This window comes from Streptomyces sp. RLA131, assembly GCF_056270125.1.
In genome coordinates this window covers 4,058,340-4,072,900 of the sequence record NZ_JBWDOQ010000002.1, presented here as the reverse complement: position 1 = coordinate 4,072,900, position 14,561 = coordinate 4,058,340, and the positions used below count along the sequence as shown (strand labels likewise).

Below are 14,561 nucleotides of genomic sequence, written 5' to 3'. Positions count from 1 at the left end.
CGGTTACGGGGCCGTGGCCGGGGCGGCTGCCCCGGCCACGGCCGGGCTGGTCAGCCCGTGGGCCGGGTGGTGGCGGTGTCGCGGCGGCGTCCGGCGAGCACACCGAAACCGACGCCGAGGATGCCGATCACGATGCCGAGGACGCCCAGGAGGCGGGCGGTGGAGTCAGTGCTGCCGGAGGACGCGGCCGTCTCGGTGTGCGCGGCGGCCGGCGAGGCGGACGCCGACGCCGAGGCGGCGCCGTGGCCGTGGCCGCCCTCCGAGGCCGCCGTCAGTTCCAGGGCGGGCGCCGGGTGCTCGGGCTCCGCCTCGCCGTCCTGCTGCTCCTCGATCCAGCGGACGACCTCCTTGTTGTCGTACGTCTGGAGGGTCTTGAAGAACAGCTCACCGGTGTCCTCGGGCAGCGGGCCGAGCGAGACGGGGAACTGCTGGAACTGCCCGGGCTTGATCTCCCCGCCACTCCAGGTGATCTTCGTGACGGCCTCGTTGACCGTCCCGTCGTCCGTCTTGAGCGGCGTCTTGAGCTTGGTCCGGGTGACCTTCACCGTCCAGCCCGGCACGGGCTGGGTGGACACGGACGCGATCGGGTGGTCGGCCGGCAGGTTGACCTCGACCTTGATCGTCGAGGCGCTGTCGTCCTCGTTGGGGACCTTGAACGACACCGTGCTGTAGTCGCCCTTGGCCGCGGTGCCCGGCTGCACCGAGACATGCGCGAAGGCCGGTACGGCGGCGAGCAGCAGGGTGGTTCCGGTGGCGCCGCCGACGACGAGGGCGCGGCGGCAGGAGGACGTCACAGGGTTCTTCATGGCTGCAGGTACTCCACAGTCGGTCAGTGGTGCGTGAGTGAGGGGGAGTGGCGCGCGCGTACGGCACTGCCACGGCTCTCCCTCCACCACCCGTGCGGTGCGGAGATGCCGCGTCAGGCCGCGAGGGCGAGCACCGGCGGGCCCCGCCGCGCCATGCTGTGCCGCAGCAGTACCGTGCGCGGCCGCCGCCGGTCCTGCGCGAACCGGCCCTGCGCGGGCCGGGAAACCGGTTCGCCCGCTGTGCCGGCCGTCAGGACGCGTACGAGGGCGAACGCGTGCCTCAGCGTGCGCGTCGACAGCCGGGCCAGCCGCCACAGCGCGGCCTCACCGCCTCGCAGCAGCCAGCCGGTCAGCAGCGCGGCCAGCAGGTGGCCGAGGACCATGGAGAGCGAGTACGAGGCCATCATCTCGGCGGCACGGTGCAGTCCCGTGCCAGAGGTGCCGGAGGTGACAGAGGTGACAGATTCGCCCGAGGCGCCCGACGCTCCGGCCATACCGCTCATGCCCGAGCCGGTCGCCGTGGCGGCCGCGTCCGACAGTTGGGACAGCCGCGACGGATCCATCCCGGCGTTCCGGACGACCTGCTCGGCGGCCTCCGGTGTCAGCCGCACCCCGTGGTCGTTGCACAGCAGGCGTCCGGCCAGCGCCATCAGCCCCGCACCGCGCGAGGTGACGGGCTCGGCGCAGATCTCACCGGCGTTGAACAGCGCGTGCAGCGCCAACTGGCCGACCGCCAGCCCCGCCGCGATCCCGGGCAGCGAACGCTCCCGCCCGGCCAGCGGCGCCGCCACCGCGAACACCGCGAGGAAGCCGGCCAGCAGGGGCCGGAAGCCCACCGCGTGCCCGGCCACGATCGCGTGCGCGGCCGCGGACAGCGAGACACAGACCGCGGTGAACACCGCGGCCCGCAGCAGTCGCATATCGGCGCCGGCGCGACGCACGGTGGAAGCGGTGAGGGCCATGACGAGCGTCATCTTCTCACCGCTCGCACACCCCGTGTACGGCAGGGCCCGGCTTGCGATATCGTGCGCCGCGCACAACTGGATGCCGCTTTTACACCCGTGCGCCGGGGTCCGGCATCCGCCGAATGAGCGGTATCACGTCAACAGCGCGATTGCATCCGGCTCTTCGCGGCAATACGTAGGGGTATGTCGAGCCGCAGCCAGGAGGCTGGAGCATGAGCATCTGGTGGTCCCTCCATTTGCGGCGCGAGGCTGCGAGCGTTCCGCTCGCCCGTCGTCTCCTCATGGGAACCATGGAGACGGCGGGAGTCGATCCGGAGATTTCCTACGACCTGTCGGTCGCGCTCACCGAGGCGTGTGCCAACGCCGTCGAGCACGCCGCCGACGGCGAGTACAGCGTCACCGCCCGGATCGACGGCGACCGCTGCCGCATCGAGGTCGCGGACTCCGGTCCCGGCTTCACGTACGCGGTCGCCCATGCCACGCACCGCCGCGTGCGACCGCTCTCCAAGAAGGACCAGGCCCAGACCGCCGAACACGGCAGGGGCATGTTCCTCATCGAGGCGCTGGTCGATCACGTGCACTTCCACAACCGCCCCGGGCACGGAGCGGTCGTCAGCTTCGACAAGATCCTGAAGTGGCGGGACGACAGCCTGCTCAAGGTGTCATGAGCGGTCCTGTTCCGCCGTCCGGTGCCGGACGGCGGAACAGGACCGTGTCGCAACAGCCGTGAGCGGCCGCGCCGTTCAGGCGCCGGTGGAACCGGTGACGGCGGCCATCCAGCTCTCGACCTCGTCGGAGCCGCGCGGCAGGCCGGCGGAGAGGTTCCGGTTGCCGTCGGCGGTGACGAGGATGTCGTCCTCGATGCGCACGCCGATGCCGCGGTACTCCTCGGGCACGGTGAGGTCGTCGGCCTGGAAGTACAGCCCGGGCTCGACGGTGAGCACCATGCCGGGCTCAAGGGTGCCGTTGACGTAGGTCTCGGTGCGGGCGGTGGCGCAGTCGTGCACGTCCAGGCCGAGCATGTGACCGGTGCCGTGCAGCGTCCAGCGGCGCTGCAGGGCGAGCTCCAGGACGCGTTCGACGGGGCCTTCGAGCAGGCCCCACTCGACCAGCCTCTCGGCGAGCACGCGCTGCGCGGCGTCGTGGAAGTCGCGGTAGGCCGCGCCGGGCCGGACCGCGTCGATACCGGCCTGCTGCGCGGCGTGGACGGCGTCGTAGATCTTGCGCTGGATGTCGGAGAACCGGCCGTTGACCGGCAGGGTGCGGGTGACGTCGGCGGTGTAGAGGCTGTGGGTCTCCACACCGGCGTCGAGCAGCAGCAGCTCGCCGGAGCGGACCGGGCCGTCGTTGCGCACCCAGTGCAGGGTGCAGGCGTGCGGACCGGCGGCGCAGATCGAGCCGTAGCCGATGTCGTTGCCCTCGACGCGGGCGCGCAGGAAGAAGGTGCCCTCGATGTAGCGCTCGGAGGTGGCCTCGGCCCTGTCGAGGACGCGGACGACGTCCTCGAAGCCGCGCACGGTCGAGTCGACGGCCTTCTGCAGCTCGCCGATCTCCCACTCGTCCTTGATCAGCCGCAGTTCGGAGAGGAACTCCTTCAGCTCGGCGTCGCGCTCGGCGGTGATCTTGTCGTGCAGCGCCGCCTCGATGCCGGCGTCGTTGCCGCGGACGACCCGCACCGGGCCGGTGGCCTCGCGCAGCTCGTCCGCCACCTTGCGCACGTCCTTGCAGGGCAGGCCGAGCAGTTGCTCGGCCTCGGCCAGGCTGTGGCGGCGGCCGGTCCACAGCTCGCCCTGGCCGTCGAGCCAGAACTCGCCGTTCTCACGGGAGGAGCGGGGGAGCAGACAGGCGGTCGCGTCGTGGCCGCCGTTGCCGTTCGGCTCCAGGACCAGCACGGCGTCCTGGGTCTGGTCGCCGGTCAGGTATACGTACTCGGTCGCCGCGCGGAACGCGTACTCGGTGTCGTTGGCCCGGACCTTGAGATTGCCGGCCGGGATCACCAGCCGCTCACCGGGGAAGCGGGCCGACAGCGCGGCCCGCCGCTTGGCGGCGTACGGGGCCTGCTCGACGGGCTGCAGGTCGTGCAGCTCGGTGTCGGCCCAGCCCGACTTCATGACCTCGGCGAGTTCGTCCGAGACGGCCGGGTACAGGCCGTTCTTGCGCTGCTTGATGGGCTCGTCGCCCTCCGGGGTTTCCGGAGTCTCCGACGCGCGGTCCTCGGCCACGTGATGCCTCCTCGCATAGACCAGGACCCATCGTAAGTCTGTTCAATCGAAGCGGGCGGCGAGGAGCACCACGTCCTCCGGGCTGTCCCGCTCGTCCAGCCCGTCCGGCAGGACGGTGCGCAGCACATGGTCGAGCAGTACGGCGGGGTCCTCCAGGGCGGCCCGGGGCGCCGAGCCGGCCGCCGTGTGCAGCCGGCTCAGGGCACGGTCCATCGGTTCGCCGGTGCGGTGCAGCAGCCCGTCCGTGTAGAGGAGCAGGGTCTCGCCGGGGTGGGCCTCGTACTCGGCACTGGGTGCCTCCCAGCAGGAGAGCATGCCCAGCGGCGCGGACAGCGAGGTCTCCAGGAACTCCACGCGCCGTTCGCCGACGATCAGCGGCGGGCAGTGCCCGGCGCCGGCCAGCAGGACCTTGCGCAGTTCGGGTTCGGCGTACCCGAAGATCGCGGTGGCGGCCCGGGCCGGCTCGGTGAGCCGGAGCAGCAGCTCCAGGTCGGACAGTACGGCGACGGGGTCCTCGCCCTCCATGACGGCGTAGGCCCGAAGGGACGCCCGCAGCCGGCCCATCGCGGCGACCGCGCTCGGCCCGGAGCCGGTGACCCCGCCGACCGCGAGCCCGAGGGCGCCCTCCGGCAGCGGGAGGGCGTCGTACCAGTCGCCGCCGCCGCGCGGCCCGGTGTGGTGCCGGACGGCGAGCCGGACGCCGGGCACCCGGGGGAGCCGGGCCGGCAGCAGCTCGTCGCGCAGGGTGGCCACGGTGCTGCGGCAGCGGGTCAGCTCGACCAGCCGGGCGAGGTGCTCGGTGGCGTACCGGCAGTACAGCCCGGCGAGGTGGCGCTGGCGTTCGACGGGCTGGGCGGGTTCGTCGTAGAACCAGACGGCCGAGCCGAGCTCGCCGGCCACCTCGGCGCGCAGCCGCAGCGCGTAACTGGCGCCGAAGCCCAGGTGGGCGGCGACCTCGCGGTGCCGTGGGTGGAGTCCGGCCTCGTGCAGCAGGTCGGGGTGGATCATCTCGGCGACCGGTTCCCCGGAGGGCGCCGGCACGGTCTCGATCGTGCCGAGGTCGGATCGGCCGAGCCCGAGTCCGACGGTGGTGTCGGGACCGAGCCGGTCGGCCGGTTCCAGTGCCACCAGACCGCGCCGGGCACCGAGCAGGGCGCCGCCGGCCCGCAGCAGTTCGCTCAGGGCGTCCTGAAGTGTGCTGGTGGCCGCCAGCCGTTCGGTGAGCTCGTGGAGTGTGGTGAGATCGGAGATCCAGCAGGCCAACCGGTCCTGTACGGCGGCCAGTTGGCCGACCGGCCGGAAGTCGCCACGGTGTGGTCGCTGTTCGACCGTGGGGACCGTGGGAGCGGGAGTGTGCGCCGATGTCGGAATGGGAGGGTTGATTCCGGCCACTTTTGGCAGGCGCGCGGCTGTCATGGTCGCCGGCTTTCACGATCTCTGTCGCGGTGGGCGCAGGGCTCCGCAGAGCAGCGCATTTCTGTCAATAGCATCGCAAACCCCCTGGTCATGCTGCGCCGCTATCAATGGATTCACTTCTACCGCTTGATTCGGGGCATGTCCAGGATTGCCCAGGTGGACGGCCGGGTGTCGGAACCCCCCGCCCTTCCCGCAGCGCCTTCGCACCTTGGCCGAAAAGAGACACTGGGTGCCACGATTCAGGGTCGACTGTTGGGGTTCGACAGCGCGTCATATCCACGACAGTGGGTACGTACGAGGTGGGAGCGGGCGTCCAGGAACCCGGCGCCCGGCTTCGGCGTCCTAATCGACGCAGGCCGAATTCCTCCCCCCACGGCGGGTCTCAGCACAGCCGGCGCACCACCAGTAATCGCAAGCAAGTGCCAAGAGTGCCAAGTGCAAGGCGAGCGCCATGCGCACGCCACCCCCCGCCATGTTCCACGCTCGGCTTGAGACGTGATGCGCTGCACCGTAAGCGGTGTGCTCCAAAGCTACGTTGTGTAATGGGCAGATCCCATGGCTCCCCGGTTCCCTGAGCCCCTTAGCGCTAGCGGAAAGGACGAGCGCAGATGCGCGAGATCCTCGGAAGGCGACGCAAGAGCGGCCCGGAGCTGCTGAGCGCGGCACTCGTCTGTGCCGAGCAGTGGCGGTGGCCCGTCGTGCCCGGTGCGGGCCCCGACCCACGCGGCGGCCTGCGCAACCCGGCAGAGCCCGACTGCGCCTGCCTGCGCCCGGATTGTCCGGTTCCCGGTGCGCATCCCCATGATCCGGCCCTGCTCGCCGCGACCCACGATCCACGCATGGTGCGCTGGTGGTGGACCGCGCGCCCCGATATGCCACTGGTGCTTGCCACCGGCGACCGGGTCTCCGCGGTGAGCCTGCCCGTCGCCGCCGGCCTGCGGGCGCTGGAGGTCTTCGACAAGCTCGGGGTCCGCCTCGGCCCGGTCGTGGCGAGCCCCACCCGGGTGGCGCTGCTCGTGGCCCCGTACGAACTGGCGGAACTCGGCGAACTCCTCGACCGGCACGAATGGGTGCCGACCTCGCTGCGCTACCACGGCGAGGGCGGTTACGTCGTGCTGCCGCCGTCCCCGGTCGGCCCGGGGCAGGCCCGCTGGGTGCGGCGACCGGTGGCCGGCTCGGCCCCCGGGCCGCGGGCGCCGTGGCTGCCGGGCATCGGGGTGGTCATCAACACCCTGGTCCAGGCGGGCACCACCGAGCCCGACGGCACCCGGCTCACGTACTGAGCCCAGGGCGTCACTCGTTCGGGTTGGAGCGGGGGGCCGTGGCCCGGCGAACGCCGCGCGGCCCCCTGATCAGGCCTGTTCCGGACGCTATGTTCGACCCATGAGCCGGATGGAAGCGTCGAAGCTGCGCCTGATCGCCCTCGCGAGCGTGGTCGCGCTCTTCGCGCTGATCCCTCTGGCCGCCGCCACCGCCGGGCCGCCGAGCGGCAACGACCTCGGCCTGCTGGACGCGCTCACGCTGCTCGACGCCGGGAGCCCGCGGCAGCCGAGCGCGGCGACGCTGGGCAACGACACCCGCCAGACCGCCTCCTGCGGCCCCCGGCTCGCCTCCCCCGAGGGCCTGCGCGCGCAGACCTGCACCATCAGCGAGGACGGCGACACCTGGGCGCGTACGTACTACCGCAACGCCACCGGGGAAGAACTCGGCGGCGTACTCACGCTGATGCGGCCCGACGGGCGCACCGTGCAGGTGGACTGCCCCATCACGACGGACGCGGCGGCGGGGAGTTGCGAGACGCCGCGTGAGCGGACGGTGCGGAATGTGCCGCAGGACCGGACGTACGCGGCGGTGGCCGAGATCGCCAGGAAGGACGCGGACCGGCTGCTGCTGCTGCGCGCCGGTTCCTGAAGGGGCAAGCCCTCAACGGGCATGCTCTCAACGGGCCTGCGGTCCCTCGAAGTAGAACGTCCGGCCGCTGGCGACGGGGGATGCACCAGCGACCGGACTGTTTAAACGGTAACAAGTTTTCTCTCGTACGCAAATTCGCACGGACTCATCCGTCCGGGCCGGACCTTCGCCACGGCCCCGAAACGCTGTTCGTTACTGGTCCGTAGCGAGGGATGTGACCAGGATCACCCTCAGTTCAGGGTGATCTGGCGGTTGGTGAGGCCGCTGCGGGCCCGCCGCTCCTCGGCCGTCAGCGGCGCGTCCGAGGCCAGCACTTCCGCCAGTCGCTCGGCGAACGCGGCGGCCGGCTTCTCCACCTCGTCGGCCGACACCCCGGCCGGCAGGTCCCACACCGGCACCAGCAGCCCGTGCGCCCTGAACGAGCCCACCAGGCGGGTCCCTTCACCCAGCGACGACACCCCGGCGGCGTGCAGCCGCGCCAGCGCGTCCAGCAACTGCTCCTCCGGATGCGGCATGACCCAGCGCAGGTGGTTCTTCTCCGGCGTCTCGCACCAGTACGCCGCGTCCACCCCGGTCAGCCGCACGGTCGGGATCGCGGCGGCGTTCGCCCGCTCCAGGGACGCGGCGACCTCGCCGGACGCGCCCGCGGCGTCCTCCGCGGTGCCCAGCCAGAACTCGAAGCCGGTGTGCACGACGGGCACGAACGGCGCCTGCGGGTCCAGCAGATCCTGTAGCCGCGGCCCGTCGGCCGTCGGCCGCCGGCCCTCCACAGGGGTGCCCGGGACGGCGGTCAGCGCGCGCTCCAGCGTGTCGGCCAGATCCCGGCTGATGTCACCGGAAGCGGTGTCGTTCTGCAGGCCGAGCAGCACGGTCCCGGTCTCCCGGCGCAGCCCCGGCCAGGCCATCGGGAGCACCGTCGCCAGCGTCACCGACGGAACGTCCTCCGGCAGCCCGCCCTTCAGCGTCAGCTCCACGGTCGCCGCCGGCACCAGCTCGCGCAGCGCCACCCAGTCGCACTCCCCCGGCAGCCCCTCGAACGGCCTGCGCACGAGCTCGGTCACCGCGTGCGCGGCCTCCCGGCCGTGGCATGCCTTGTACCGCCGCCCGGACCCGCAGGGGCACGGCTCGCGGGCTCCGACGACCGGGATCTCCCCCTCGGTGATCTGGGGGGCCTTCGCCTTCGTCGTCTTCGTCGGGCGCTTCTTCGCCATGGCTCGATCTCTCCCGGTAACGGCTGTGTTCCGGCCTGAGCCTAGCGCTCGCACTCGCCCCCGACGGCTTTACGGAAGGTCTTCGAAGGGGTCGGCGAAGTCGATCGGCACCTCCACGCGCGGTGCGAGATCGTCCCGCCGCGCGTGCCGGCCGCGTACCGCCAGTAGTGCCCACACCGTCACCTCGCCGGGCGCGTCGTCGCGCACGCCCCAGCGCAGCGACAGGCTCCGTACGATGCCCAGGCCCCGGCCGCCGCGCGCGGTGAGGGAGGGACTGGCGGGAAGCGGCCTGGTCGGCCCGCCGCCGTCGGTGACCTCCACGGTGAGCAGACCCGCGCCGTCGATCCGCCAGGCGGCGCGAATGCCGTAGCCGGCCGGTTCGCCTCCGCCGTCGAGATCCGTGCCCAGCGCCCGCGCGTGGCGGCACGAGTTGCTGAGCAGCTCGGACAGGATCAGCACGGCGTCATCGATCACCGTGTCCGGAGCCCCCTGTGAACACAGCTCCTTGCGCAGCCTTCGCCGCGCCTCCGCGACGCCCGTCGGACCATGGGGCAGGGCCATGGTCGAGGACGTCGGCACCTCCTGGGCCACCACCAACGCCACCCCCGAGACCTCCTTCACCCCACGCCACGGGATGGATGCCCTCCCCGTCTGCGCCGGAAACCGGCCAACTGCGATCTCTTGGGGCACTCACAAGTATCGAACGCTGTGCGAACGCGCCGGTGCACGCCGTGTTGAACAAACGTTGAACGGACATCGCCCGGCGACGGCCCGGCGCCCCGGCCGTGGCTCAGTGCCCCGGCCGTGGCTCAGCGGCCGAGCTGCGCCAGCACCTGCTTGGGCCGGTTGGTGATGATCGCGTCCACCCCGAGCCGTACGCACAGCTCCACGTCCTCCGGTTCGTTCACCGTCCAGACGTGCACCTGGTGCCCGGCCCGGTGAAGCCGCGCCACATAGCCGGGGTTGGCCCGCAGGATGCGCATGCTGGGCCCGGCGATGCCCACGCCGGCCGGCAACCGGCCGTCCCGGTGCCGGGGCAGGACGTACTGCATCAGAAAGACGGTCGGCAGCGCCGGAGCCGCCAGCCGCACCCTGCGCAGCGAACGTGACGAGAAACTCATCACCCGCACCGGCGAGGCCTCGCCCGGCGGCGGCTGCGTCAGCCCGAAACGGACCAGCAGCTCCAGCAGCCGCTCCTCCACCTGGCCCGCCCACCGGGTCGGGTGCTTGGTCTCGACGGCCAGCTCCACCCGCCGCCCGGTGTCCGCGACCAGCTCCAGCAGCCGCTCCAGGGTCAGCACCCCGCTCACCTCCTCCGGATCCGCGTCGTACCGGTCAGGGGCCTCGGAATCCGCGTGCTGCCCCTTCCACGAGCCGAAATCCAGCGCCGCCAGGTCCGCCAGCTCCATCGCGGAGACGGCTCCCCGGCCGTTGGAGGTCCGGTTCACCCGGCGGTCGTGCACGCAGACCAGCGTGCCGTCGGAGGTGAGCCGGACGTCGCACTCCAGGGCGTCGGCGCCGTCCTCGATGGCCTTCCGGTAGGCCGCGAGCGTATGTTCCGGGACATCCTCCGACGCTCCCCGATGGGCGACGACCTGGATGGGATTGCCATGCACATGAGTCACACGGGCTATCGTGCCATCGCAGGTTCGGCGGGTGTTTACGGCGGTCTGACGCCCGGTGGGAAAAGCTGTGTCCAGCCTGTCGGTAGTTATGACAACTTGCTGAGCCACTACATCACCCGTGTCCTGACTTTCGAGGAGAACAGCTGTGAGCACCGAGAACGAGGTCGGCAAGGCTCCGGCTGCACCCGCTTCCGCGCCTGCCGCGCCAGCCGTGCCGCCGGCGCATCCGGCCCCGGAAACCGAGCCGCAGACGGCCCAGCTGCCCACCGTGCCGCCGGCGCCCCCCGCAGCGCCTCCGGCTGCTCCTCCGGTGGTCCCCCCGGCGGTCCCGGCGCAGTCGCCGAGCGCGCCCCCGGCCGGTGTCACCACGGCGGAGCCGGCACCGTACGCGCAGCACCCGCACCCGGCCCACGCCGCGCACGCGGCCCACGCCTCGCACGCCGGGCACGCGGCCCACCCGGATCACGCGGCTCCGCCCGCCCATCTGCCGGCCGACCCGCAGACCGCCCAGCTCCCGCCCGTCCCGGCCGCCTACGCCGCCGGTGGCCCGGCCGGCCCCTCGGGCCCCGCCGGCCCCGACTGGGGCGCCCCCGTCCCGGTGCCGGGCGCGCCCGCCCCCAAGAAGCGCGGCAACGGCGGCCTGGTCGCCGCGGTGCTCATCGCAGCCCTGCTCGCCGGCGGTGTCGGCGGCGGCGTCGGGTACTGGGCCGCCGACCGCGACGGAGGTTCCTCGAACTCCACCACCGTCGCCTCCTCCGGCAGCTCCAAGGACCTCAGCCGCGCCTCCACCTCCGTGGCGGCCATCGCCAAGAAGGCCCTCCCCAGCGTCGTGACCATCGAGGCCACCGGCAGCCAGGAAAGCGGCACCGGCACCGGCTTCGTCTACGACAAGCAGGGCCACATCCTCACCAACAACCACGTCGTCGCCCCCGCCGCCGACGGCGGCAAGCTCACCGCGACCTTCTCCAACGGCAAGAAGTACAGCGCCGAGGTCGTCGGCCGTGCCTCGGGCTACGACGTCGCCGTCATCAAGCTCAAGGGCGTCAGCGCCTCGCAGCTCGCCCCGCTCGCCCTCGGCGACTCCGACGCCACCGCTGTCGGTGACGCCACCATCGCCATCGGCGCCCCCTTCGGCCTCTCCGGCACCGTCACCACCGGCATCGTCTCCGCCATGCACCGCCCCGTCGCCTCCAGCGACGGCACCGGCTCCAGCGCCTCGTACATGTCGGCCATACAGACCGACGCCTCGATCAACCCCGGCAACTCCGGCGGTCCGCTCCTCAACGCCCAGGGCGCGGTCATCGGCATCAACTCCGCCATCCAGTCCACCGGCACCTCGGACTCCACGTCCCAGTCCGGCAGCATCGGCCTCGGCTTCGCCATCCCGATCAACCAGGCCGGCCGCGTCGCCAAGGACCTCATCGACGGCGGCCAGCCGATCTACCCGGTGATCGGTGTCTCCGTCGACTCCTCCTACACCGGCGAGGGCGCCAAGATCTCCACCGGCTCCGACGCCATCACCTCCGGCGGCCCCGCCGACAAGGCCGGCCTCAAGGCCGGTGACATCATCACCAAGTTCGACGACAGCGTCATCGACTCCAGCCCCACCCTCATCGGCGAGATCTGGCAGCACAAGCCCGGCGAGAAGGTCACCATCACCTACACCCGCTCCGGCCAGTCCCACACCCTCTCCCTGACCCTCGGCGAGCGCAAGGGCGACAGCACCAGCTGACACCTGGCCATCCGTTAGGCTGTCGCGGGGTGGGTTGCCCGAGCGGCCTAAGGGAACGGTCTTGAAAACCGTCGTGGCAGCGATGTCACCGTGGGTTCAAATCCCACACCCACCGCGCAGGTCAGAGCGTTGCAGGTCAGAAGGGGTGTCCCTCTCCGGAGGGGCACCCCTTCTGCATGACCTTGTCTCACCCCGATTCGCCGGTATCCCACCTCTTACCAGTGCGTGCGGTCAACCTGCGGCCAGGAATCACGGCCCCTTCGGTGACCCGCCCATGGTGTTGGGAAGGCCGTCGTCGTGGGTGTCGGCTATGAGTTCGGCGAGGGTGAAGTGCGCTTCATGGATCGACAGCAGGTTTTCGACGCGTACGAGGTAGCTGCGATCGGAGACACGGAAGACCTTTCTTCTCTGCCGCCGGCGCCCGGCTGCGGTGACGGCCTCTTCATAGGTGTCGACGATGCGAAGCAGCGCGGCCACGGCTTCGGCCTCGGTCCCTTCGAGCTCACTGTGGACGGCGTAAATGGAGGCTTCCGCTTGACCATGAGCTTCCACGACGGCCCATCGGGGCATGGTGTTCTCCAGTCCGTGAGACGACGTGAGCCGCGAAGTCACGTAACCCCGTCGCGCAGTCGGTCCGAACCCGACTTGGGGGCTCGGTGATCTTGGCGCGGGGAGACTATCGGACTGGATCGCCCCGTACGGCGGTGGACAACCACCCTTCCGGTGTCGTCCCGAATGCGTCGATGTGGGCGCAGGAGATGAGGATGAATGCGCTGATCGAGCAGGGGCTGTCGGAGCATGGGGGCCGGCAACCGCGCCTCGTGAGGTTCCGGAAGGCAAGCCCCGGGTCGTTCCCCCTTCCGCCGGAGCGGAGCCAGAAGGACACACAGGCGTGCCGAAGGTCGTACGGTCGTCTGTCCACGCGGAGCCCACCTGTGGCCGGGCGCCGGCGTAGATGCGCGCGAAGAACCCGACCAGGTGGGCGCCGCGCGTCCCCTGCGCTCGCGCGGCGTCCAACAGAGCCCGTGCCTGCCCCGGCGTGGCGACGCTTCGGGTGTCCAGCTCCTCTACCGCCTTGGGCGTCTCCCAGTGGACGCGCGGCAGAGGATTGCCGGGCAGTAGCTCGTGCTCGACGGCCAGCCGCAGGCAGTTGCTCAGCACCGCTCGACGCCGGCGGAAGGTGTTGGCGGCGACCGGCTTCCCGTCCTGCCGCTTGGCCAGGTGTTCCAGCACCGTGCGCACGCGCTTGGAGTTGTCCAGGTCGACCACGGCCGGCACGTGGCTCTCCACCCAGGCCAGGCCTTGGGTCGCGGTCAACAGTTCCGCGCGGCGGGCGTCGGCAAGCGTTTCGGTGGCGAACTTCTCCTGATGCTCCGTCCCATCGACTTGCCAGCGGAGCTGGAACGGGGCGGCCTTGCTGGGACGCTTCCGGACACTCCAAACGCGCACGTCGTAGCTGTGCATCGTGCTCCTTCACGGACCGTGGGTTCAAGTCCCACACCCACCGCTCAGGTCGGAGAACGACCAGCGCACAAGGGGTGCCCGAGACCATCGGGCACCCCTTGCGTGTTCTCGGGTCGGCCGTGGTGCTCAGACCGCGTGGAGGCTGTCGGTGCCGGGGCCGCCGGACAGGGTGTCCGTGCCGGCGCCGCCGTGCAGGAGGTCGTTGCCACTGTTGCCGTAGAGCTTGTCGGTGTCGGCGCCGCCGTACAGCTTGTCGTTGCCCTTGCCGCCGCGGATCGTGTCCTTGCCGCTGTTGCCGTACATGTTGTCGTCGCCCGAGCCGCCTTCGAGGGTGTCGTTGCCCTTGCCACCGCGGATCTCGTCGTAGCGGGAGCCGCCGGTGAGCTTGTCGTTGCCCGGGCCGCCGTCGATGTAGCTGTACTCGGCGCTGCCCGTGACGACGTCGTCGCCGGGGCCGGCGTTCACCCCGATCGCGTTGGTGATGGTGTCGTTGCCGGAGTCGCCCGCCGCGTACAAGGTGTTGCTGAGCTTGTCGTTGCCCTTGCCGCCCACCAGCCGGGAGTTGGCGTTGCCGGTGAGGGTGTCGTTGCCGTCCCCGCCGCGGATTTCTATGGTCACGTTGGTGTTGCCGAGCTTGCTGGTGTCGTTGCCGTCGCCGAGGTCCGCGACCACCGACGTGGGGATGTCGCTGCCGATGTTGAGATCGGGCGCCGTGCAGGTCACATACGTCAGGTCGGTTGACGTGGGGTGCGTGCAGCCGGTGCCGGCGGTGATCTCGACAACGTCGTCGATGCCCCAGATCAACGTGTCGGTGGACTCGTCGTAGCCGACGCGCGAGACGGTCACCTTGTTGGCCTGGCCGGCGGCCGCCGCGTAGTCGACCACGCCTGCGGTGCCCACGGTGGCGGTGGCCGGGGACGCGGCTGCCTGGGCAGTGGATGCCGCGGACACGGCCCCGCCTGCCGCGACGGCGAGTGTGAGGGCGGCGCTGACAATCCGGTACGTACGCATGGTGGTTGAACCCTTCGCATGGTGTTCGGGTCGGCGGGGTGAGATCACCCGTTCGACCTTCCGCTCATGCGGTGAGTTGCACGGATGTCGCGCCCTCCCGCACAGTTCCGCCGGCTGCGGCGCGGAGTTCAGGCCGCCGCCACCAGGGCTTCACCGTGCGGCGTACGCGGGCCGCATTCTGCGCCGTGGTGCCGAACG

13 protein-coding genes and 1 tRNA gene are annotated in these 14,561 nt (G+C 71.4%); 5 read left to right on the top strand and 9 right to left on the bottom strand.

The features are described 5' to 3' along the window. Positions 1 to 50 precede the first annotated feature (50 nt). Both RWE79_RS19465 and RWE79_RS19460 read right to left on the bottom strand, forming a co-directional pair. Entirely contained in the window at positions 51 to 806 is a 756-nt protein-coding gene (locus RWE79_RS19465) for a YcnI family copper-binding membrane protein (protein WP_475941343.1), read from the bottom strand. A gap of 113 nt (positions 807 to 919) precedes the next feature. Then, positions 920 to 1,780 carry a hypothetical protein gene (locus RWE79_RS19460; protein WP_475941342.1) on the bottom strand — a complete coding sequence of 287 codons (861 nt, stop codon included), beginning with the start codon at positions 1,778 to 1,780 and terminating at the stop codon, positions 920 to 922. Between the two features lie 203 nt (positions 1,781 to 1,983). Between RWE79_RS19460 and RWE79_RS19455 the strand changes: the two genes are divergently transcribed. Beyond that, positions 1,984 to 2,439 (top strand): ATP-binding protein, encoded by a 456-nt coding sequence (locus RWE79_RS19455; RefSeq protein WP_475941341.1) that lies wholly within the window; start codon positions 1,984 to 1,986, stop codon positions 2,437 to 2,439. Between the two features lie 75 nt (positions 2,440 to 2,514). Here RWE79_RS19455 and RWE79_RS19450 read toward each other — a convergent pair whose 3' ends face one another. Together RWE79_RS19450 and RWE79_RS19445 are read right to left on the bottom strand one after the other, a co-directional pair. Then, entirely contained in the window at positions 2,515 to 3,993 is a 1,479-nt protein-coding gene (locus RWE79_RS19450; protein WP_475941340.1) for an aminopeptidase P family protein, read from the bottom strand. 42 nt (positions 3,994 to 4,035) lie between these two features. Continuing rightward, positions 4,036 to 5,409, bottom strand: coding sequence for a PP2C family protein-serine/threonine phosphatase (locus tag RWE79_RS19445; protein ID WP_475941339.1), 1,374 nt, complete (start codon positions 5,407 to 5,409; stop codon positions 4,036 to 4,038). A gap of 608 nt (positions 5,410 to 6,017) precedes the next feature. On the opposite strand from RWE79_RS19445, the gene RWE79_RS19440 reads away from it, so the two are divergent. Together RWE79_RS19440 and RWE79_RS19435 are read left to right on the top strand one after the other, a co-directional pair. Then, complete coding sequence (locus RWE79_RS19440) at positions 6,018 to 6,692, top strand: bifunctional DNA primase/polymerase (protein ID WP_475941338.1); 675 nt, start codon at positions 6,018 to 6,020, stop codon at positions 6,690 to 6,692. Between the two features lie 100 nt (positions 6,693 to 6,792). Then, positions 6,793 to 7,320: a hypothetical protein gene (locus tag RWE79_RS19435; RefSeq protein WP_475941337.1), complete on the top strand. Its 528-nt coding sequence runs from the start codon at positions 6,793 to 6,795 to the stop codon at positions 7,318 to 7,320. Positions 7,321 to 7,550: 230 nt separating this feature from the next. Here the strand turns inward: RWE79_RS19435 and RWE79_RS19430 are convergent, their stop codons facing one another. The 3 genes from RWE79_RS19430 to RWE79_RS19420 all read right to left on the bottom strand — a co-directional run bounded on the left by RWE79_RS19430 (position 7,551) and on the right by RWE79_RS19420 (position 10,165). Continuing rightward, complete coding sequence (locus RWE79_RS19430) at positions 7,551 to 8,531, bottom strand: DUF5926 family protein (protein ID WP_475941336.1); 981 nt, start codon at positions 8,529 to 8,531, stop codon at positions 7,551 to 7,553. 69 nt (positions 8,532 to 8,600) lie between these two features. Then, a complete protein-coding gene (locus tag RWE79_RS19425) occupies positions 8,601 to 9,134 on the bottom strand; it encodes an ATP-binding protein (RefSeq protein WP_475941335.1) in 534 nt (177 codons plus the stop codon). Positions 9,135 to 9,340: 206 nt separating this feature from the next. Continuing rightward, complete coding sequence (locus tag RWE79_RS19420; RefSeq protein WP_475945936.1) at positions 9,341 to 10,165, bottom strand: glycerophosphodiester phosphodiesterase; 825 nt, start codon at positions 10,163 to 10,165, stop codon at positions 9,341 to 9,343. 136 nt (positions 10,166 to 10,301) lie between these two features. On the opposite strand from RWE79_RS19420, the gene RWE79_RS19415 reads away from it, so the two are divergent. Both RWE79_RS19415 and RWE79_RS19410 read left to right on the top strand, forming a co-directional pair. Beyond that, positions 10,302 to 11,888, top strand: coding sequence for a S1C family serine protease (locus RWE79_RS19415; RefSeq protein ID WP_475941334.1), 1,587 nt, complete (start codon positions 10,302 to 10,304; stop codon positions 11,886 to 11,888). 28 nt (positions 11,889 to 11,916) lie between these two features. After that, a tRNA-Ser gene (locus RWE79_RS19410) sits at positions 11,917 to 12,003 on the top strand. A 134-nt stretch (positions 12,004 to 12,137) separates the two neighbouring features. On the opposite strand, the gene RWE79_RS19405 is transcribed toward RWE79_RS19410, so the two are convergent. Both RWE79_RS19405 and RWE79_RS19400 read right to left on the bottom strand, forming a co-directional pair. Continuing rightward, the gene (locus RWE79_RS19405) at positions 12,138 to 13,352 is read right to left on the bottom strand and encodes a hypothetical protein (RefSeq protein ID WP_475941333.1); all 1,215 of its coding nucleotides are present in this window, start codon (positions 13,350 to 13,352) and stop codon (positions 12,138 to 12,140) included. Between the two features lie 126 nt (positions 13,353 to 13,478). Continuing rightward, positions 13,479 to 14,363 carry a calcium-binding protein gene (locus RWE79_RS19400; RefSeq protein ID WP_475941332.1) on the bottom strand — a complete coding sequence of 295 codons (885 nt, stop codon included), beginning with the start codon at positions 14,361 to 14,363 and terminating at the stop codon, positions 13,479 to 13,481. Positions 14,364 to 14,561: the final 198 nt, after the last annotated feature.

Coding starts and splice junctions, on each gene's coding strand:
- RWE79_RS19465 (WP_475941343.1), bottom strand. CDS start 806: ATGAAGAACCCTGTGACGTCCTCCTGCCGCCGCGCCCTCGTCGTCGGC.
- RWE79_RS19460 (WP_475941342.1), bottom strand. CDS start 1,780: ATGACGCTCGTCATGGCCCTCACCGCTTCCACCGTGCGTCGCGCCGGC.
- RWE79_RS19455 (WP_475941341.1), top strand. CDS start 1,984: ATGAGCATCTGGTGGTCCCTCCATTTGCGGCGCGAGGCTGCGAGCGTT.
- RWE79_RS19445 (WP_475941339.1), bottom strand. CDS start 5,409: ATGACAGCCGCGCGCCTGCCAAAAGTGGCCGGAATCAACCCTCCCATT.
- RWE79_RS19440 (WP_475941338.1), top strand. CDS start 6,018: ATGCGCGAGATCCTCGGAAGGCGACGCAAGAGCGGCCCGGAGCTGCTG.
- RWE79_RS19435 (WP_475941337.1), top strand. CDS start 6,793: ATGAGCCGGATGGAAGCGTCGAAGCTGCGCCTGATCGCCCTCGCGAGC.
- RWE79_RS19430 (WP_475941336.1), bottom strand. CDS start 8,531: ATGGCGAAGAAGCGCCCGACGAAGACGACGAAGGCGAAGGCCCCCCAG.
- RWE79_RS19405 (WP_475941333.1), bottom strand. CDS start 13,352: ATGCACAGCTACGACGTGCGCGTTTGGAGTGTCCGGAAGCGTCCCAGC.
- RWE79_RS19400 (WP_475941332.1), bottom strand. CDS start 14,363: ATGCGTACGTACCGGATTGTCAGCGCCGCCCTCACACTCGCCGTCGCG.